Source organism: Streptomyces sp. NPDC004752 (assembly GCF_053601275.1).
The window spans coordinates 17,568-36,041 of record NZ_JBSGBN010000097.1 but is presented as its reverse complement, the minus strand read 5'-3'; the positions used below and the strand labels follow the sequence as shown (position 1 = coordinate 36,041).

The window sequence follows — 18,474 nt, the reverse complement described above, 5'->3', positions numbered from 1 at the left end:
GCAGCCCGCCTCGCGGTCTTCCGATGGGCCACCCGCTACAACACCAGAAGGAGGCACTCCAGCATCGGCCAGATGAGCCCGAACGCCTTCGAACAGCGATCAGTTACTCTGACCACTGCCGCATAACAACCGGTGTCCACGATCCCGGGTCAAGCCCCAGGTCGGGGTACCCCCGGCGGGCCGTACTGCGGCCCGGGTGGGGAAGACTGGACCCCGCAGACGCGCGACGACGAGCAGGAGGACCTGCGCATGACACGCCCGATCACGGCAGGGGTCGACGGTACGGAGGAGAGCCTGGCCGCGCTGGCCTGGGCGGCCCGGGAAGCCGTCCGGCGGGACCGGCCCCTGCACGTGCTGCACGTGTGGCGGTTCCAGCCGCACGAGGCCGTCGGGGCGGCGGACCGGGACACCCAGGACGGCTGGGTGCGCGGCGCGACCGCGGCGGCGGTGCGCACGGTCACCGAGCGCCACCCGGAGCTGACGGTGACCGTGGACGTCGTGGAGGGCCACGCCGTCGAGTCGCTGGTCGCCGCCGCGGCCGGCGCGGAGCTGCTGGTGCTCGGTTCGCGCGGGCACACGGGGGTCGTCGGGTTCCTGCTCGGCTCCGTCGGACAGCAGGTGATCGCCGAGGCCGCGCGGCCGGTCGTGCTGGTGCGCGCCGGCGACCGGGCCGCCACCGAGGCGGCCGGCCGGGACGTGGTCGTGGGTCAGCAGGGCGGCCCGCAGGACAGCGCCGCCGCCCTGCGGTTCGCGTTCGAGACCGCCGCGGCCCGCCGGGCCACGCTCCGTGCCGTCCGGGCCTGGACCCTGCCGCCCGTCTTCGCCTACAGCCCGGGTTCGATGAAGCTCCTCGACGACGCCGGGGGCCTGGAGCCGTACGAGCGGAAGGCGCTGGCCGAGGCGCTCGCACCGTGGCGGGAGCGGTTCCCCGGCGTCCCCGTCACCGAGCACGTCGAGATGGGCAGCGCGGGCCAGGTGCTGCTGTCGGTCGCCGATCGGGCCCAGCTGATGGTGGTGGGACGCCGGGCACACCACACGGCGGTCGGCGCCCGCATCGGCTCGGTGGCGCACGGAGTGCTGCACCACGCGCCGTGCCCGGTGGCCGTGGTGCCACACGACTGATCGCGCGGTGGCGTGGCCGCGCCCCGGGAGGGGCGTGGCCGCTTGCGCCGTGGTCCGGGCAGCGCTCCGTAAGGGGTGCGGGGAACGGCGCGCCCGGCCACGACGGCGCCGCGGTCGAACGACGACCGACCATGGCTCTTCCAGCGGGGCGGCCCGCGTCGGCTCGGTGGCGCACGGAGTGCTGCACCACGCGCCGTGCCCGGTGGCTGTGGTGTCGCGCACCTGACCACACCCCGCCCCGCCGGCGCTCCGTAAGGGGCGCGGGGAACGGCGCGCCCGGCCACGACGGCGCCGCGGTCGAACGACGACCGACCACGACCGATCCAGCGGAGCGCCCAGCCGAGCCCGCGCGCCTCGGGCCCGACGTCGGGTCACTCGGGGGTCGTCGGCTCCAGCGTCTCGCGGGCCTTCGGCAGGACGTTCGCGATGTAGTCGGCGACCGCCGTGTCCAGGCCGATGTCCTGCTGCGCCCGCTCGGACAGATACCAGCGGTGTTCGAGCAGCTCGTGGTAGATCTCCGCGGGATCCATCGCTCCGCGCAGCCGAAGCGGCACGTCCCGCACGGTCGGACGGAACACGTCCCGCACCCAGCGGTGGGCCAGTACCTCGGGAGGCGCGGCGAGGGGGTCGCCGGGCGCGTAGTCCTCCTGGGTGGCCATCCAGCTCTCCAGGTCGTTCAGCAGCCGCCGGGCCTGGTTCTCCTCGGTGTCCAGGCCGGTCAGGCGCAGCAGTTGGCGCTGGTGGTGGCCCGCGTCGACGACCTTGGGCACGAAGGTGACGGTGTCGCCGTTGGAGGAGTGCTCGATCTGCATCTCGGCCACGTCGAAGCCGAGGTCGTTCAGGCGCCGGATGCGGCGCTCGATGTAGTGGTACTTGCCCGCCGGGTACACCGAGGTGCGGGTCAGCTCCTCCCACAGCGCGTCGTAGCGGATGCGGATCTCGTGACCGAACTCGACGGCGTCGACGGAGGGGTGCAGCGCCCCGGACGCCTCCAGGTCCAGCAGCTCGCCGCTGATGTTCACGCGCGCCAGGTCGAGGTCGTACTCCCGCTGCCCGGGGCTGAGCCGCGGGCGCAGGTCGCCGGTCTCGGCGTCCACCAGATAGGCGGCGTACGCGCCCGCGTCGCGCCGGAACAGCGTGTTGGACAGCGAGCAGTCGCCCCAGGCGAACCCGGCCAGGTGCAGCCGCACCAGCAGCACGGCCAGGGCGTCCATGAGCCGGTGCATGGTCTCCGGCCGCATGGTCGTCTCGAACATCGAGCGGTACGGCATCGAGCCGCGCAGATGCCGGGTGACCAGCACCGACTCCAGCGGCTCCCCGGCGGCGTCGGTGCGGCCCGTGATCAGGGCCAGCGGGTCGACGGCGGGGATGCCGATCCGGTCCAGGTCGCGCAGCAGCTCGTACTCGCGCAGCGCGGGCCGCTGTGCGAGTTCCTTGACCGCGATGACCTCGGTGCCGGCCCGGGCGTAGCGCACCACGTGCCGGGAGATGCCGCGGGGGAGCGGCACGAGGTAGTCCTCGGGCCACTCCTGAAGGGGCAGACTCCAGGGGAGTTCCAGCAGGAGCGCGGGGTGCTCCGGGTTGGTGGCGCTGATCTGCATGGCCATGCCGCGAACCCTATACGGCCTACCGCGCGCGGGTCAGCGCCCGGTCCCGGGCCTGCTCGGCGGCCTCGCGCACCGACCCGTGGTGCACCGGCCCGTGGCCCGGCAGCAGGATGTCGCCGTCGAGCCTCGCGATCAGGTCCAGCGAGTCCACGGCGCGGGCTCGGGCATGGTCGAACATCACCGGCAGCAGCTGGGGTCCGCGCAGCCGGGCGATGGGGTGGCCGCTGACCAGGGCGTCGCCGGAGACGACGATGCCGAGGTCGGGCAGGTGGTAGACGGTGTGCCCGTCGGTGTGGCCGGGGGTGTGCACCGGGACCGGCCGGCCCGGCAGGTCCAGCGCGCCCGTGGTGGGGAACGCCTCGGGAGCGGTGACCGGGTGCTGCTGCGTGCCCCCGACCCGCAGCACATGCACGAGCCACGGCACGACGCCGGGCCGCCAGGCGTTGCGCAGCACCGCGCCCGCGGACACCTGCTGGAGGAACTCCCGGCGGGCGTGCGGGACTTCGGCCTCGTGCAGATAGACCGGGGTTTTGTAGGCGCCGCGCAGGTACTCGGCCGAGCCCAGGTGGTCGTTGTGCGCGTGCGTGATCAGCACGGCCTCGACCGCCTCGGGTGCGCTACCCACCGCGTTCAGGGAGTCGAGCACCAACTGCCGGTCCCCGGGATAGCCGGTGTCCACCAGGGTCGCCGCGTCCCCGTCGGTGAGGATCACCCAGTTGGTGTGGTTGCCGCGCACCAGGTAGGCACCGTCGGCGACTTGGCGTACGTCTGCCCGCATGATCTCCCCGAGTCCTGAGTGTGCTGCCCGACGGGGGCAGCGAACCAGACGCGCGGGCCGCCGTGGTGTGCGGGGTGCGCGAGCCTCACCGTACGCCGTGCGGGCGGAACTGGACGCTGATGCGCGGCCCCGTGGCGCGCGTCGTCTTCGGGACGCAGTGCTCCCATGTCCGCTGGCAGGAGCCGCCCATCACGAGGAGATCGCCGTGGCCGAGCGGCCGACGGACCGAGTGGCCGCCGCCCGCCGGGCGCAGCAGCAGGTCCCGAGGGGTGCCCACGGAGAGGATCGCCACCATGGTGTCCTCGCGGGCGCCCCGCCCGATCCGGTCGCCGTGCCAGGCGACGCTGTCCCGGCCGTCGCGGTAGTAGCACAGGCCGGCCGTGGTGAAGGGCTCGCCCAGCTCGCCGGCGTAATGGCGGCAGAGCGCGTCGCGGGCCTCGGCCAGCAGTGGATGCGGCAGTGGGTCGTCGGCCCCGTAGAAGGCGAGCAGCCGCGGCACGTCGACGACGCTGTCGTACATCGTGCGCCGTTCCGCGTGCCACGGCACATCCGCGGCCAGTCGCTCGAACAGTGAGTCGGCGCCGCTCAGCCAGCCGGGCAGCACATCGATCCAGGCGCCGGCGCCCAGTGCGGTCCGGCGCGCGCCGTCGAGTGCGGCGAGCCGCAGTTCGTCGGTCTGGTCGAACAGGGAGCCCTGGAAGTGCGTGGCCATGCCACCAGCGTAGCCCGCGAATCGAAAATGTGTTCCCACGATCGCGGCCCGGCGCGTGCCGTTGTACGGTGACGCTCTTTCGGCCCGGTGCGTGCCGCTGTGCGACGGCGCTTCCCGGCCTTTCGATACATCGGCGTATCCGATACATTCCCGTATCGAATTCCGTATCGACTCCTGGTTCGATGCCCGGTTCGATTCCCGTATCGACTGGAGGTCCGAGCGTGACGGGGCAGACGGCGGGGCGGGTGACCCGGCGCCGGGTACGGACCCGGGCCAGGCTGCTCGACGCCGCGTTCACGGTGTTCGCGGCGAAGGGCTTCGGCCATGTCTCCATCGAAGAGGTCTGCGAGGCCGCCGGCTTCAGCAGAGGCGCGTTCTACTCCAACTTCGCCACCCTGGACGAGCTGTTCTTCGCCCTCTACCGGGAGCGGGCCGGCCTCATCGCCGAGCAGGTGGCCGACGCGCTGGCCCTGGACGGCCCCGGCCTCGACGTCCCCGCCTCCGTGGCCCGGGTCACCGAGGTGCTCCTGCTGGACGTGGACTGGCTGCTGGTCAAGACGGACTTCCTGGTGCACGCCGCCCGCCGCCCTGCTGTGGCCCGGGCACTCCTCGACCACCGGGCCCGCCTCAGACGGGCGATCGCGGACCGGCTTGCCCGGGCCGGGGGCCACACCGCGCTCCCCGCCGTGCTCGGCGACGCCGAGGGCGCCGCGCACGCCGTGGTCGCCGCCTACGACGGGGTCTCCACCCAACTGCTGCTGGACCGGGACGTGGACGCCGCCCGTGTCTGGCTCGGCCACCTGCTCACCGCGCTGCTGACCGACGGCAGCGGCACCCCGCACGCCCCGCACGATTCGTAGAGGGAAGGGAACGCCTCGCCATGGACGCGGACGTCATCGTCGTCGGAGCGGGCCTCGCCGGCCTGGTCGCGGCGCACGAACTCACCAGCCGGGGCAGGCGCGTGGCCCTGGTCGACCAGGAGAACGCCGCCAACCTCGGCGGCCAGGCGTTCTGGTCCTTCGGCGGGCTCTTCCTCGTCGACTCCCCTCAGCAGCGGCGCCTCGGCATCAAGGACTCCTTCGACCTCGCCTGGAACGACTGGCAGGGCAGCGCGCGATTCGACCGGCTCGCGGACGAGGACTCCTGGGCGGTGCGCTGGGCCCGCGCCTACGTCGAGTTCGCGGCCGGCGAGAAGCGGTCCTGGCTCCAGGGGCACGGCATCTCCCTGCTGCCCACCGTCGGCTGGGCCGAACGCGGGGATCTGCGCGCCGACGGGCACGGCAACTCCGTGCCCCGCTTCCACATCGCCTGGGGCACCGGCACCGGCGTCGTCGAGCCGTTCGCGCGCCACGCCCGGCAGGCCGCCCGGGACGGGCTGCTGACCTTCCATCACCGTCACCGGGTGGACGAACTCGTCGTCGAGGCGGGGCGGATGACCGGGGTCCGCGGCACCGTGCTCGCCCCCGACGACGCGCCCCGCGGGGTCGCCTCCAACCGCGACCGGATCGGTGACTTCGAGCTCACCGCCCAGGCCGTGATCGTCACCAGCGGCGGCATCGGCGCCAATCACGACATGGTGCGCCGGTTCTGGCCCGAGCGGCTCGGCACACCCCCCGCGCACCTGGTCACCGGCGTCCCCGCCCATGTCGACGGCCGGATGCTCGACATCAGCGCCCGGGCGGGCGTGCGCCTGGTCAACCGGGACCGCATGTGGCACTACACGGAGGGCCTGCGCAACTGGGACCCGGTCTGGCCCGGGCACGGCATCCGCATCCTGCCCGGACCCTCCTCGGTCTGGCTGGACGCGCTCGGCCGCCGGCTGCCCGACCCCTGTCTGCCCGGCTACGACACCCTGAGCACCCTCGGGCATCTGCGTACCACCGAGGACCTCAAGGGCCACGACCACTCCTGGTTCATCCTCACCCGGAAGATCATCGAGAAGGAGTTCGCGCTGTCGGGCTCCGAGCAGAACCCCGACATCACGGCCAAGGACCGCAGGGCGGTGCTGCGCGACCGGCTGCTCGGCAACGGCGCCCCCGGGCCGGTGCGGGACTTCGTGCGCCACGGAGCGGACTTCGTGACCGCCGACACCCTGGAGCGGCTCGTCGAGAAGATGAACGGTCTCACTCAGCGGCCCCTGCTGGACCCCGCCGTGGTGCGCCGCCAGATCGAGGCCCGCGATCTGCAGATCGACAACCCCTACAGCAAGGACTCCCAGATCCAGGGCATCCGCAACGCCCGCCGCTACATCGGTGACCGCCTCGGCCGGGTCGCCGTCCCGCACCGCGTCCTCGACCCCGCCGCGGGCCCGCTCATCGGCGTCAAGCTGCACATCCTCACCCGCAAGACACTCGGCGGCATCCAGACCGACCTGGACTCCCGCGCGCTGGGCGCCGACGGGCAGCCCGTGGACGGGCTGTACGCGGCGGGTGAGGTGGCCGGGTTCGGCGGCGGCGGCGTCCACGGCTACAACGCGCTGGAGGGCACCTTCCTCGGCGGCTGCCTGTTCTCCGGCCGCGCCGCGGGGCGGGCCGCGGCACGGCAGACCGGCTGAGCGGCCGGGCGGGCCGCCGGGGCGGTCACCGAGTGAGTCACCGGGTCAGTCGCCGGGTCAGTCGCTCAGCAGCGCCGCCAGGACCGCCGCATGGCTCTGCCGCGGGTTCTTGGAAGCGGTGAGCAGCGTCACCGGCCCGGTGCGGGCCGACGCGCGCAGTCCGTCGAGGAGCGCGGCGGACTCCGGCTCCTCCAGTTCGACCTCGTAGCGGTGGCGGAACTCGGCGTAGTCACCCTCGCCCGCGTGGTACCACTGGCGCAGCTCGGTCGACGGGGTCAGGGTCTTGGGCCACTCGTCGATCTCGGCGGCATCCTTGGCCATGCCGCGCGGCCAGAGCCGGTCGACCAGGACCCGCAGACCGTCGTCGGGCTCGGGCGGTTCGTAGACGCGACGCACGCGTACGCTCACGATCGGGACCTTTCTGGGGGCGCGGACGGTGCCGCGAGCGTACTGTGACGAGACCGGCCGACCGGTGGACGACGCGGAGCGAATTCCCCCGAGCATGGGCAATTCGGGGCGAAACCGACCCTAGTCTGGGGCGGACGATCATCGGCCCCCTCTCAAGGAGCGCATGTGACGCCACTGCCACCGCAGGGCGCAGGACGACGCACCACGGTGCTGCGCCGCAAGGCCGTCCTCGCCACCGTCCCCGTCGCCCTGGCGGCGCTGCTCGGCGCCGCCGAACCGTCCTTGGCCGCCGCGCCCGGAGCCTCCGGCGTCGGCGACCCCTACTTCCCGCTCGCCGGAAACGGCGGATACCACGTCCAGCACTACGACTTGACGCTCCGTTACGACACCGCCGCCCGGCACCTCGACGGCACGGCGGTCCTCACCGCCCGCGCCACCCACGCGCTGTCCAGCTTCGACCTCGACCTCCAGGGGCTCAAGGTCACCGGCGTCACCGTCGACCGCGAGGCCGCGGGCGTCCGCCGCAGCGGCCAGGAACTGGTCATCACCCCGCGCCGGTCCCTCGACAAGGACCAGGAGTTCCAGGTCAGGGTCGACTACAACGGCACGCCCCAGCCCATCACCGACTCCGACGGCTCCCAGGACGGCTGGATCCACACCGACGACGGCGCGTTCGTCGCCGGGCAGCCACAGGGCTCGATGACCTGGTTCCCGGCGAACAACCACCCGCTGGACAAGTCCTCCTACGACGTCACGATCACCGTCCCCGAGGGGCGTACCGCCGTCGCCAACGGTGTCCTGCTCGGGCAGCGCACCGAGAACGGCCGCACCACCTTCCGCTGGCGCCAGAGCGAGCCGATGGCCGCCTATCTGGCCACGGCCTCGATCGGGAAGTTCGATGTCGAGCGGTACACCACCGCCGACGGCATCCAGGTGTACAACGCCGTCGACCCCCGGGAGGCGAAGGCGTCGGTGCCCGTCCTGAAGAAACTGCCCTCCGTGCTGGAGTGGGAGAGCAAGCTCTTCGGCCCGTACCCGTACCGGGCCGCCGGTTCGATCGTCGACCACGCCCCGGACGTCGGGTACGCCCTGGAGAGCCAGACCCGGCCCGTCTACGACTCGGCACCCGACCTGTCGACCTTCGTCCATGAGATCGCCCACCAGTGGTTCGGCGACTCCGTCGCCCTCACCTCCTGGAAGGACATCTGGCTCAACGAGGGCTTCGCGAGCTACGCGGAGTGGCTCTACGACGAACAGCACGGCGGCGACACCGCCCAGGAGACATTCGACGAGCTGTACGCCAGCCCGAAGGACGACGACCTGTGGGACATCCCGCCCGGCGATCCCGGCAGCGGCGACAACCTCTTCGAGGACCCGGTGTACGACCGCGGCGCCATGACCCTGCACGAGCTGCGCAGGGCCGTCGGCGACCCCACGTTCTTCCGGATCCTGCGCGCCTGGCCCACCCAGCACCGCGACGGACACGGCACCACCGAGGAGTTCGTGCGCCTGGCCGAGCAGGAGTCCGGGAAAAACCTGAAGGACCTGTTCCACACCTGGCTGTACACCGAGGGGAAGCCGAAGCGGGCCTAGAACCCGACGAGTTCCTCACATCTGCCGCCAAAGGTCGGCACATGATCCGGCGCCGCCCCGCACTCGCGCTCCTCGCGGCCCCCCTCCCGCTCAGCGGCTGCGACTGCGGCTGCGGCGGCGCGGGCGACCCCGCACTCGGCAGCCACCGGCACTCCGGAGCGCCCCGCCCCGCCGCGGCGCTCCCCGGCCGGTCACCTCATTCCCGCCCGCGGTCATGGCGAGCGACCAGCGACTGACGCAGCCGCTCAAGATCCCCGACAGAGTCAAGCTGTGGCCGCGAACAACCGCACCTTCCCGTCGGCGGTTGCCACCAGGATCTGTAGCCGGCCGTCGCCGTCCACGTCGGCGAGCACCGGGTTGGTGATCGCGGCGGGGAGCTGGTGCTCCCAGACGATGGCTCCGTCGCGCAAGCACAGCAGACGTCCGTCTCGAGTACCTACAAGGAACTCGTCGCGGCCGTCGCCGTCGAGGTCACCTGCCGCCACGGCGCGCTCGGGGATGGTGGGGCCGATATCGAGACGCCAGTGGACCTCACCGCTGGCCGCGTCGAACGCTGCGAACTCGCCGTCGCGGGACACGGCTCCGAGGAGCCAGTGTCCCGGTTCGAGAGCGCGTGCCAAGGCCGCGCGGCCCGGGAAGTAGCGCCACAGTTCGGTGCTGACCCGCCAGATCGTCCTACCGTCGAGGCCGATCAGTTCCAGGCCGTGAATTCCATCCGCGCGCAGTACGGCGGCCGTACCACCAACGCCATCAGCGGCCGGAACGGCGACCGGTGTGGTGTACGCGGCGGTCCAGTCGTTCTCCGTGCGGACATCTCCGGTCGAGTCGTAGAGGCGTAGGCGCCCGTGGTCGTCGGCGGCGATCAGCCAGGTGTCGTCGCCCATGGGCATGACTCCGGGCAGGGACGGGTGGCCGCCGTGCAGTGGATCGGACCACACAACCGCGCCGGATTCGTCGTAGAGGGCGAGCGCGGCGGTGTGGACACCGGTGTGCAGGTTGGCGAGCAGGTGGAAGGCGCGGCCGAACGGGACGAGGGCGAGTGCCGGAGGTGCGGGCAACGCGATCGTGATCGACGTGGCGTCCGGGGCGCCGGGTTCACGGTGGAGGGACGCAGCCGGGTGGTCGCCGCCCGGGTCGGACACAACCAGCCGATGGATGCCATCGGCGTCGCGATGCAGGCTTGGCAGGGTACCCGGCACACGCCATCCGGATTCGAGTCCTTCAGAACAGACGGAAAGGGTGGAACCGAGGTTCCCGCCACTCACCCGTCCACCGACGACCCATCCGCCGGCCACGTCGGCGACGATCTCAGGCCCCTGCTCCCGGTTCCAGACCAACGGCTGGCAGAACCGCCCGTGCGCAGGCACCGGCGAGCCGATCGGGCGGAGATCAGGACCGCATCTGCTGACCCGGCCGTCTGCCGTGGACAGCAGAAGCTCTCCTTCGTGCCAATCAGCCCGCGTGTATTCCGGCCCGGCCAGCCAACGCAGCGCCCGACCGCTCCACATATGGATCCCGTCGTCCCGCCGCACCAACAGCCCTGCTCGACCTTCGCCGTCCCGTACCTCGATCGCGCTGCGCCGCTCGGCGTGGAACGCGATGTGTTCCGGCAACTCCGAGTCCGTGGACAACAGCAGTGCCGCGTCGGCCAGTTCGGCCACCGTCTCCCATGTCGCGCCGTCAACGATCTCCAGCACGCTGCGGCGGCCCGGCCGTCGCGAGGACTCCCGACTCACCACCAGTTTCGGTCGCCCGTCACCGTCGAGATCGTGGCAACCCCAGAAATACCTCCCCGGCAGCACCCCCAGGGCCCCGTCCGCCAGCCCGCCACCGGATGGCGGCCCGGAGGGCCCGGACTCCAAGTCCACGACGAGCGTTTGCCACCCGTCGTCCTGCCACAGGCCCACGACCAGGTCCGGACGCCCGGTTCCTCGTACGTCGGCGACCGACGTGAGCTGCGGCCGCAGCTCACGGTGATCCTCGGGCCAGTCCTTCTCCACGAAGCAACCCCAGGCGCGCCGCAATCCCGAGTCGGCGTGCGCGGTGACCGCCACGTACTCCTCGACCTGGCAGCTGACCAGCACGGCTCCGAGCCGCGGGCCGCCGTCCAGCGACACGGCTTGCAAGAGTCCGTATGGGCGGGCGCAAGGGTAATCGCCGGGATCCGGCCGGTAGTCCGTGGCGAGTTGTACGGCGCCGGTCGCAGCGTCAAGGACCGCTTGACAGAGCCGACCGTCCTCGCGGCCGAGGACCAGCGCCTCGGTGTCGTCGCGGGCGTAGCCGGTACCGCAACGGCTGGACAGCAGCACTTGAGGACGTCCGTGCCCGCTGAGGTCCGCCACCGCGACGACCGGCCCGAACCCGGCGTCGTACGCGTCTGCATAGTCCACGTCCCACACCACTGAAGGCCGGTCCGGATCGGTGAAGTCGACGCAGCGGCCCCGTGTCGAGTAGGTCGGGAAACATACCCACCGCAAACCGCCGGGGACGCCGAAGACCTTGGAAGTGCCCGGTCCGGCGAGGCTGGCCTGCGGCTCGGTGCTCCATGTCCACGTGGGTGCCCCGGTGTCCAGGTCGACGAGGGCCGCTGTGCGCTCGTCGGTGACGACCAGGGCGTGCCAGGCATGGGACCCGCCGAACCGGCCGGCGTGCAGCACCCGGGTGATCCCGAGTGTGTCGGCGCGCCACAGCGGGGTGCCGTCCCACGCGGTCGCGGCCAGTGTGCTGCCCGCCTGTACCAGCAGGGCCTCGGTGTCACGGACCCGCGCGGTGCGGGCGAACCGGACGTCACCGCCGGTGTTCAAGTGCCACACCTCGGCCGGGGCACGGCGGTACTCGCCCCGCAGTTCCGTCCGTCCGAGGTTGCGCCCGTCCCCCCGCGGGGTCCACCATTCGCCCGCCATCGGTCCTCCTGGTCCGGGCCAGCTCAGCTGGCGCGTGCTGGGCCGCCCTCATCCACCTAGACCTGTCCTAGGGCAGAGGCTAGGTGTTCGATGGTCGGACTGTCCAGGCCGAAGGCGGCATCGCGCCCGAGTGCGATGTGGCAGCCGGTGGTGGTTGTAGGGGTGCAGGAAGCCTGCCTAGGCGTCGGATGCCGGGCTGTCCAGGTCCTGGAAGTAGTGCCGCGCGCGTTCCAGGATCGCCCGCATGCACTGCTCGGCGAGCTGGGCATCGCGTGCCTCCAACGCCAGCAGCAGGGCTTGGTGCTGGGTGTTGGTCTCGGCGTGGGTCAGCCCGGCCGCCTCGGTGAGGTGGCCGCCCCGGTGCCGTTCGGCGGTCAGCGCTTCGCCGAGCGCGTCCAGGATCGACTGGAAGAAGCGGTTGCCCGAGGCGCGGGCGATGGTGTCGTGGAACGCCATGTCCAGCTCGACCCGGCGGGTGAGGTCGTCCTCGGCCTCGCTGAGTTCCGCCATGATGGTGCGCAGTCGGGCGAGTTCCTCGGCGCTGCCCCGGGCCGCGGCCAGCCCGGCGGCCTTGGTCTCGATGGCCAACCGGAGTTCGAGCAGGTCGTCGATGGCGTCCGAGTCGGCGTGCATGGCGAGCCGGAAGTAGTCCTCCACGGCGACCGGCCGCAGTCCGCTGACCGTCGCGCGCTTGCCCTGGCGGGTCTCGACAAGGCCCTGGTTGGTCAGGGTGCGCAGGGCGTCGCGGACCACCCGCTGGCTCACCCCGTACCGGCCGGCCAGGTCCGATTCGGAGGGGAGCGGGTCGCCGTCGGTGAGACCCTCGGCCTTGATCAGTTCCCGGATCTGGTCGGCGACCTGGGCGCCGAGCGGCACCGCGGTGTGCCGCCACTGTCCTTCCCGCGGTGTCCCGTCCCCCGACGCCGCCTCGCGTGACGCCGCCGATGCCCTCGCCACCACGCCGGTCACTTCGTCTCCCTGTCGATGCCGTCACTCATGGAGACATCGTAGCGCCATGGTGTCACCCAGGACATCGGAGGTATGTCCTAGGTCCTAGCGTGCCTATACTCTCAGTGCAGCGAACTTCAGTGCGGCGGACGATTCCGCCGCACAGCGAACGATCTGTGGAGGTCCCATGCGAGTCACCGGTGTGCGTCAGTGGATCGCCGATTTCGGGTTCTACAACGCGATCTACGTCCGCATCGAGACCGATGAGGGCGTGGTCGGCGAGGCCGAGGTGGCGATGCGGCGGCGGACCAGGTCGGTCTCCGCTTTGATCGAGGAGCTGTCCGAATACCTGGTCGGCCGTGATCCGACCAGGATCGAGCAGCACGCGGAGCGCCTGTACCGGGATGCGTTCCTCGGCGGCACCCTGCTCACCATCGGGATCAGCGCGATCGACCAGGCGCTCTGGGATCTGAACGGCCGGGCGCTGGGGGTGCCGGTACACCGGCTGCTGGGCGGGAGGTTCCGGGACCGGGTGCCGGTCTACACGCACGCGAGAGCCGGGGGCTCGCCGGACGAGCTGGCCGCGGAGGTCCGCAATCGGGTGGACCGCGGATTCAAGGCGGTGAAGACCACGCTGCCCGGCTTCTACGAGAAGGTGACCAGCGTCAAGCATGACCGGCCGGCCATGATCCCGGCCCGGCAGACCGAGGCCGAGCTGTTACCGACCCGGACGTTCGAGGTGATCGCCGAGTACTTCGCGGCGGCCCGGGACGCCGCCGGGCCGGACATCCACCTGATGCTCGACTGCCACGGGCGGCTCAACGTGGCCAACGCCATCCGGCTCTGCGAGGCGCTCGCACCCTTCGACCTGACCTTCATCGAGGAGCCGGTCCCGGCCGACCGGGTGGACTGGACGCTGGAGGTGAGCCGCCGCTCGTCCACCCCGATCGCGGCCGGCGAGCGCTGGGGCAACCACTTCGGCTCGGCCCCGTTCATCGACGCGCACGCGGTTGCGGTGGTGCAGCCGGACGTCGGACTCTGCGGCGGGATCACGGCCGCCCGCAAGATCGCCACCTGTGCGGAGGCGCACGGGCTGTCGATCGCCTTCCACAACCCGTTCGGACCGTTGCAGAGCGCCGCGACCTGGCAGCTGGCGGCCACCCTGCCGAACCTGCTGATGTCCGAGTCGATGATCACCCCGGAGCAGCTGCGGTACTGGGAGCGGTACACCGAGGATCCACCCCGGGTGGAGAACGGCGAATGGGTTGTCACGGACGCGCCCGGCCTGGGGCCGAAGCTGCGGATCGAAGAGATCATCAAGCACCCGTTCAAGGCCGGACTCGACCAGGAGGGCACCCGATGACCGAGCCGTACCAGCTGCTCGTCCACTCCGGACTGATCGTCGACGGGTCGGGCAACCCGGGGTTCCACGCTGCCGTCGGGGTGCGTGGCGACCGGGTGTACGTGCTGCGGGGAGACGTGTCCCAGGTGCCCGCCGACCGCAGGATCGACGCGACCGGCCGGATCGTCGCCCCCGGTTTCATCGACGCGCACTCGCACTCCGACCTGGTCCTGCTGACCGATCCGACGCTGGAGATGAAGGTCCGGCAGGGGGTGACCACCGAGATCCTCGGCGTGGACGGGCTGTCCTACGCGCCGTTCGACGATCCCGCGGACCTGCTGCGGTTCGTCCGGTTCAACGCCGGCATCGCCGGACACCCGGAGACCGACTACTCCTGGAAATCGGTGGCCGATCTCCTGGCCAGGTACGACCGGAGCACGTCGGTCAACGTCGGGGTCTTCGTCGGCAACACCGCGCCCCGGATCAACGCCCTGGGCTGGTCCGCCGCGCCGGCCGACGCGGTCGCCCTGGACCGGATGCGCGGCATGGTCCGCGACGCCATGCGTGAGGGCGCGCTCGGCCTGTCCACCGGTCTGGACTACCCGCCGGGCAGCTATGCGGACACCGACGAGCTGGTGGCGCTGGCGAAGGAAGCCGCACGGTTCGGCGGTATCTACCACACCCATGTCCGCTACGGCCTGGGCGACACCTACCTCGACCCCTTCCGCGAGGCGTTGGACATAGGCCGCCGGGCCGGACTTCCGGTACAGCTGACCCATTTCTCCCGCTCGTCGCGGGCCGCCTACTCCGGCGGCGCGCAGCGGATGCTCGACCTGGTGGAGGACGCGCGCGCGGACGGGCTCGACGTCACCTTCGACACCTATCCCTACGAGTGGGGCGGCACCCGGCTGGTCCGGCTGCTGCCTGCCTGGTTGCAGGCGGACGGTCCGGACCGGCTGCAGGAACGGCTCGCCGACCTGTCGCTGCGCGATCGGCTGCGGAGCGAAGTGGAGCAGAGCGCGGCGGTCCGCCAGTACGCGGCCAGCCGCCCGTTCGCCGACGTACGCCTGGGCAACCTGAACGCACCTGAGCACCGGCAGTTCGAGGGTTGGTACCTCGCCGACGTGGTGGTCGAGGTGGGTCGGGACCTCACCGAGACGCTGTGCGAGCTGGCCGGCGTCAATCCGGGGGCCACGTTCACCAGGCCCAGCCCGCACGCGATGACGCTGTGGAAGTTCGTCTGCCACCCGCTCGGAATGATCGCCAGCGACGCGCTGCTGATCGGCGCGTATCCGAGTCCCCGCGCCTATGGGTGCTTCGCCAGGGTGCTGGGTGACTTCGTGCGGGAGGAACGGCTGCTGTCGCTGCCGGAGGCCATCCGGAAGATGACGTCGTTCCCGGCGCACCGGCACGGGCTCACGGACCGGGGACTCCTGCTCGACGGCATGATGGCGGACCTGGTGGTGTTCGATCCGGCGACCGTGCACGCGCCGGCCAGCTATGAGCGGCCCAGGGAGTTCGCGCAGGGCATCTCGCACGTCGTCGTCAACGGGAAACTGGTCCTGGACGGCGGTGTGCTCACCGGAATGACGCCTGGTCGAGCGCTCCGCGGAGCGGGCTCGTCACACTGATGACGGGCTGCGTCACGCAGCGGGCTGCCCCACTTTGCGGAGATGGGGCAGCCCGCGCCGACGCGTTCTCGGAGCGGGCGTAGCGGGCGAGGGCAGGCGGAGCGGGCGGGACCGCGCAACGCCGGGTGGCCAACCGCGTCGAACGGCAGGCTGCCCCGCCTCCCGACCACGGAGACGAGGCAGCCCACCCATCACCTCACTGCGCACGCCTCATTGCGCGTCGAGGATCCGGGCCAACGTCTCTCGCTGCCCCGACGTCAGCGGCCGCAACGGGGCCCGGCTGTACCCGCCGGGCAGCCCCCGCATCGTCAGCATCTCCCGGTAGATCGCCAGGTCGCTGACCGGCCCCAGCGGCTGTTGCGTGTACAGGTACTTGATCGGCAGGATCCGCGCCCAGGCGGCGCGTGCCGTGCTCAAGTCACCGAGCTGCACCGCATCCCACAGTGCGACCGCGTCCGGGGTCGCCACGTTGAGGATCCCGCTCACCCATCCGTGCGCGCCCCCGGCCATCCCTTCCAGCGGGGCCATGAAGCTGCCGTAGAAGACCCGGAACCCCTCGTCGGTGGCGCCTCGCGCCTCGTGTACCTGGTGCACTGTCGGGAATGTGCTCTTCACCGCTTGCACCGCTCCCTCCTGGTAGAGGGCCGCGATGTCGGTGGCGGTCAGTGGGTCGGTCCCGGAGTTGGTCGGGTTGTTGTAGAGCATCACCGGGATCTCGGCCGCCGCGCCGACCGCGCGGAAGTGTGCCATGACCTCGTCATGGTGTGGACGTTGGTAGTAGGGCAGGATCACCAGGGCGCCCGAGGCACCCGCCTCGGCGGCGCCCCGGGTCAGTTCGACGGTCTCGGTGGTGCCGAACGCTCCGGTGCCGGCGATGACCGGCCCCCGGCCGGCCGCCGCCTTGACCGCGATCTCGAACAGGCGGTGCCGTTCGCGGCCCGACAGCGCGACGAACTCGCCGCTGGTACCGGCCACGACCACGCCGTGCGCGCCCTGCCCGATCAGCCAGTCCAGGTGCGCGGCGGTGGCGTCCTCGTCGAGCCGGCCCCGGGCGTCGAACATCGTCAAGGCGGCGGGGAAGATCCCGCCCCAGGTACTGGGTTCCATGGCTGTCCTCTCCATGATGGGATCGCCAACATAGCACTTCTGTCCTAGGACTTGACTATGCTTCGAACGGCGACCTAGCCTCTGCGCATCGTCAGGGGAACTCCAGGAGGTCAGATGCGGCGCACCACCGTTCTTGTCGGCGCACTCGCGCTGGGCGGCGCCCTCACGCTGGTCGGCTGTGGCGGCGGTGGCAGCGCCGCGGCCGGCGGCACCGGCGGCGACATCACCATGCTGGAACCGGAGCCGACCCAGGGCCTGGACCCCAACGTCGCCTGGTCGGACGCCTCGCGCATCCCGATGGCGATGATGTACGAGACGCTCACCGAGCGCGACGACCGTGGCAAGCTGGTCGGCGCGCTGGCGGAGAGGTGGAAAGCGTCTCCGGACAACAGGTCGTACACATTCGTGCTCAAGAGCAAGGCGGGCTTCAGCGACGGCAGCCCGGTGACCGCCGAGGACGTCAAGTTCTCCTTCGACCGGATGAAGCACGGCGCGGTGATGAAGAGCCTGCTGTCCACGCTTTCCAGCGTCGAGGTCGTGGACGCGAAGACGGTCAAGTTCATGCTCTCCGCACCGTCCCGGATCTTCCCGGAGACGGTCAGCCGACCGGGTAGCGCGGCGATCCTTTCGAAGAAGGCGGTGCAGGCCAAGGCGGATTACTTCACCGTGCCGTCCGCCACCTCCGGGCCGTGGAAGCTCACGTCCTACGTCCCGAAGGGCAGCGCGATTTTCGAGGCGAACCCGAACTATCCGACGCCGCCGAAGATCAGTAAGATCCGCTACACCTTCTCGGAGGACCAGGCCGGCCACGCGGCCGCGATCGAGAGCGGCTCCGGTGACATCGCCAACCTCGGCTACGCCGACGCCGAGCGGGTCAAGAAGGGTGGGGGCGGCTCGGTGCGGGTACTCCAATCCGACTCACTGGCCCCGGTGTTCTGGGGATGGGACCGGACCAAGGCCCCGTTCTCCGACAAGAAGGTGCGCCAGGCCGTGGCGTTCGCAGTGGACCGCCAGGGGCGGCAGACCGCCTGCTGGTCGGGCACCGGCGGTATCACGTACGGCAACATCCTGCGGCCGTGGGATCCGAACTACACAGAGATCGACACCTACAAGACCGCCGGCCGGGCGGAATCGATCACCAAGGCCAAGAAGCTGCTCGACGAGGCCGGCTGGGTCGAGGGCGGCGGCACCCGGATCGCCAAGGGCGTGACCAAAGTCGCCGACGGTACCCCACTGAAGTTCTCCGTGGCCTACGAGGCCAACTGGCCGGCGGCCCAATGCCACGTCCAGCTGCTGCAACAGAACCTGAAGGACGTCGGCATCGACGTGACGCCGGAGAAGTACGACCCGGCCGCCTTCTGGGGCGACGTGGCCAAGGGCAAGTTCACCATGTACCACGGCGGTGCGGCCGCGACAGGGGCCGCGGACCTCTACCAGAACTGGTTCCGCACCGGCGGATCGCTCACCGCTTCGACCACTCATCTCGCCGATCCGCAGCTCGATGCCAAGATCGACAAGGCGCTCAGCACCGCCGGCGCGGCGGACGCCACCGCCATATTCAAGGAACTGGAGCAGTGGCAGGCCGATGATCTGCCGATGCTGGTGGTCGGCTACCAGTGGCCGCAGATCGCCGTGGGGAAGCGGGTGAAGAACTTCCACGCGCCGCTTGACGACGACTCCTACGACCTGGTTCGGGCCGGCGTCGGCTGAGGGGTGGCGTCGGTCGGGATCCGGTCCGCTACGGCGGCGTATCGATCGGCGGGGCCGGT

Annotated in this window: 15 protein-coding genes and 1 pseudogene; 9 read left to right on the top strand and 7 right to left on the bottom strand. The window is 71.3% G+C overall.

Annotated features, from left to right (window positions below):
• The 3 genes and pseudogenes from ACWEKM_RS32325 to ACWEKM_RS32315 form a co-directional block, all read left to right on the top strand.
• The coding region (locus tag ACWEKM_RS32325; RefSeq protein ID WP_451621525.1) for an integrase core domain-containing protein at window positions 1–126 on the top strand (126 nt) is incomplete at its 5' end.
• Window positions 127–249: 123 nt separating this feature from the next.
• Window positions 250–1,122, top strand: a complete 873-nt coding sequence (locus tag ACWEKM_RS32320; protein ID WP_451624815.1) for a universal stress protein — start codon at window positions 250–252, stop codon at window positions 1,120–1,122.
• Window positions 1,123–1,261: 139 nt separating this feature from the next.
• Window positions 1,262–1,348, top strand: a pseudogene (locus ACWEKM_RS32315) (universal stress protein); the annotation flags it as partial.
• 145 nt (window positions 1,349–1,493) lie between these two features.
• On the opposite strand, the gene ACWEKM_RS32310 reads toward ACWEKM_RS32315, so the two are convergent.
• The 3 genes from ACWEKM_RS32310 to ACWEKM_RS32300 form a co-directional block, all read right to left on the bottom strand.
• A complete protein-coding gene (locus ACWEKM_RS32310; protein WP_451624814.1) occupies window positions 1,494–2,729 on the bottom strand; it encodes a DUF4032 domain-containing protein in 1,236 nt (411 codons plus the stop codon).
• 19 nt (window positions 2,730–2,748) lie between these two features.
• Entirely contained in the window at window positions 2,749–3,507 is a 759-nt protein-coding gene (locus ACWEKM_RS32305; RefSeq protein ID WP_451624813.1) for an MBL fold metallo-hydrolase, read from the bottom strand.
• A gap of 85 nt (window positions 3,508–3,592) precedes the next feature.
• Window positions 3,593–4,219 carry an alpha-ketoglutarate-dependent dioxygenase AlkB gene (locus tag ACWEKM_RS32300; RefSeq protein ID WP_451624812.1) on the bottom strand — a complete coding sequence of 209 codons (627 nt, stop codon included), beginning with the start codon at window positions 4,217–4,219 and terminating at the stop codon, window positions 3,593–3,595.
• Window positions 4,220–4,440: 221 nt separating this feature from the next.
• On the opposite strand from ACWEKM_RS32300, the gene ACWEKM_RS32295 reads away from it, so the two are divergent.
• Together ACWEKM_RS32295 and ACWEKM_RS32290 are read left to right on the top strand one after the other, a co-directional pair.
• Window positions 4,441–5,079, top strand: a complete 639-nt coding sequence (locus tag ACWEKM_RS32295; protein ID WP_451624811.1) for a TetR/AcrR family transcriptional regulator — start codon at window positions 4,441–4,443, stop codon at window positions 5,077–5,079.
• A 20-nt stretch (window positions 5,080–5,099) separates the two neighbouring features.
• Window positions 5,100–6,773 carry an FAD-binding dehydrogenase gene (locus tag ACWEKM_RS32290; RefSeq protein WP_451624810.1) on the top strand — a complete coding sequence of 558 codons (1,674 nt, stop codon included), beginning with the start codon at window positions 5,100–5,102 and terminating at the stop codon, window positions 6,771–6,773.
• A gap of 57 nt (window positions 6,774–6,830) precedes the next feature.
• On the opposite strand, the gene ACWEKM_RS32285 is transcribed toward ACWEKM_RS32290, so the two are convergent.
• Window positions 6,831–7,181: a DUF488 domain-containing protein gene (locus ACWEKM_RS32285; protein ID WP_451624809.1), complete on the bottom strand. Its 351-nt coding sequence runs from the start codon at window positions 7,179–7,181 to the stop codon at window positions 6,831–6,833.
• 174 nt (window positions 7,182–7,355) lie between these two features.
• On the opposite strand from ACWEKM_RS32285, the gene ACWEKM_RS32280 reads away from it, so the two are divergent.
• Complete coding sequence (locus ACWEKM_RS32280; protein WP_451624817.1) at window positions 7,356–8,774, top strand: M1 family metallopeptidase; 1,419 nt, start codon at window positions 7,356–7,358, stop codon at window positions 8,772–8,774.
• A 263-nt stretch (window positions 8,775–9,037) separates the two neighbouring features.
• Here the strand turns inward: ACWEKM_RS32280 and ACWEKM_RS32275 are convergent, their stop codons facing one another.
• Together ACWEKM_RS32275 and ACWEKM_RS32270 are read right to left on the bottom strand one after the other, a co-directional pair.
• The gene (locus ACWEKM_RS32275) at window positions 9,038–11,677 is read right to left on the bottom strand and encodes an outer membrane protein assembly factor BamB family protein (protein ID WP_451624808.1); all 2,640 of its coding nucleotides are present in this window, start codon (window positions 11,675–11,677) and stop codon (window positions 9,038–9,040) included.
• Between the two features lie 177 nt (window positions 11,678–11,854).
• Window positions 11,855–12,646, bottom strand: a complete 792-nt coding sequence (locus ACWEKM_RS32270; RefSeq protein ID WP_451624807.1) for a FadR/GntR family transcriptional regulator — start codon at window positions 12,644–12,646, stop codon at window positions 11,855–11,857.
• A gap of 166 nt (window positions 12,647–12,812) precedes the next feature.
• Between ACWEKM_RS32270 and ACWEKM_RS32265 the strand changes: the two genes are divergently transcribed.
• Together ACWEKM_RS32265 and ACWEKM_RS32260 are read left to right on the top strand one after the other, a co-directional pair.
• Window positions 12,813–13,988, top strand: a complete 1,176-nt coding sequence (locus tag ACWEKM_RS32265; protein ID WP_451624806.1) for a mandelate racemase/muconate lactonizing enzyme family protein — start codon at window positions 12,813–12,815, stop codon at window positions 13,986–13,988.
• Window positions 13,985–15,598 (top strand): N-acyl-D-amino-acid deacylase family protein, encoded by a 1,614-nt coding sequence (locus ACWEKM_RS32260; RefSeq protein ID WP_451624805.1) that lies wholly within the window; start codon window positions 13,985–13,987, stop codon window positions 15,596–15,598. Before ACWEKM_RS32265 ends, ACWEKM_RS32260 begins: the two co-directional genes overlap by 4 nt.
• Before the next feature lie 210 nt (window positions 15,599–15,808).
• On the opposite strand, the gene ACWEKM_RS32255 is transcribed toward ACWEKM_RS32260, so the two are convergent.
• Window positions 15,809–16,705 (bottom strand): dihydrodipicolinate synthase family protein, encoded by an 897-nt coding sequence (locus ACWEKM_RS32255; RefSeq protein ID WP_451624804.1) that lies wholly within the window; start codon window positions 16,703–16,705, stop codon window positions 15,809–15,811.
• Window positions 16,706–16,819: 114 nt separating this feature from the next.
• Here ACWEKM_RS32255 and ACWEKM_RS32250 point away from each other — a divergent pair, with 114 nt between their 5' ends.
• Complete coding sequence (locus tag ACWEKM_RS32250) at window positions 16,820–18,415, top strand: ABC transporter substrate-binding protein (RefSeq protein ID WP_451624803.1); 1,596 nt, start codon at window positions 16,820–16,822, stop codon at window positions 18,413–18,415.
• Window positions 18,416–18,474 lie beyond the last annotated feature (59 nt).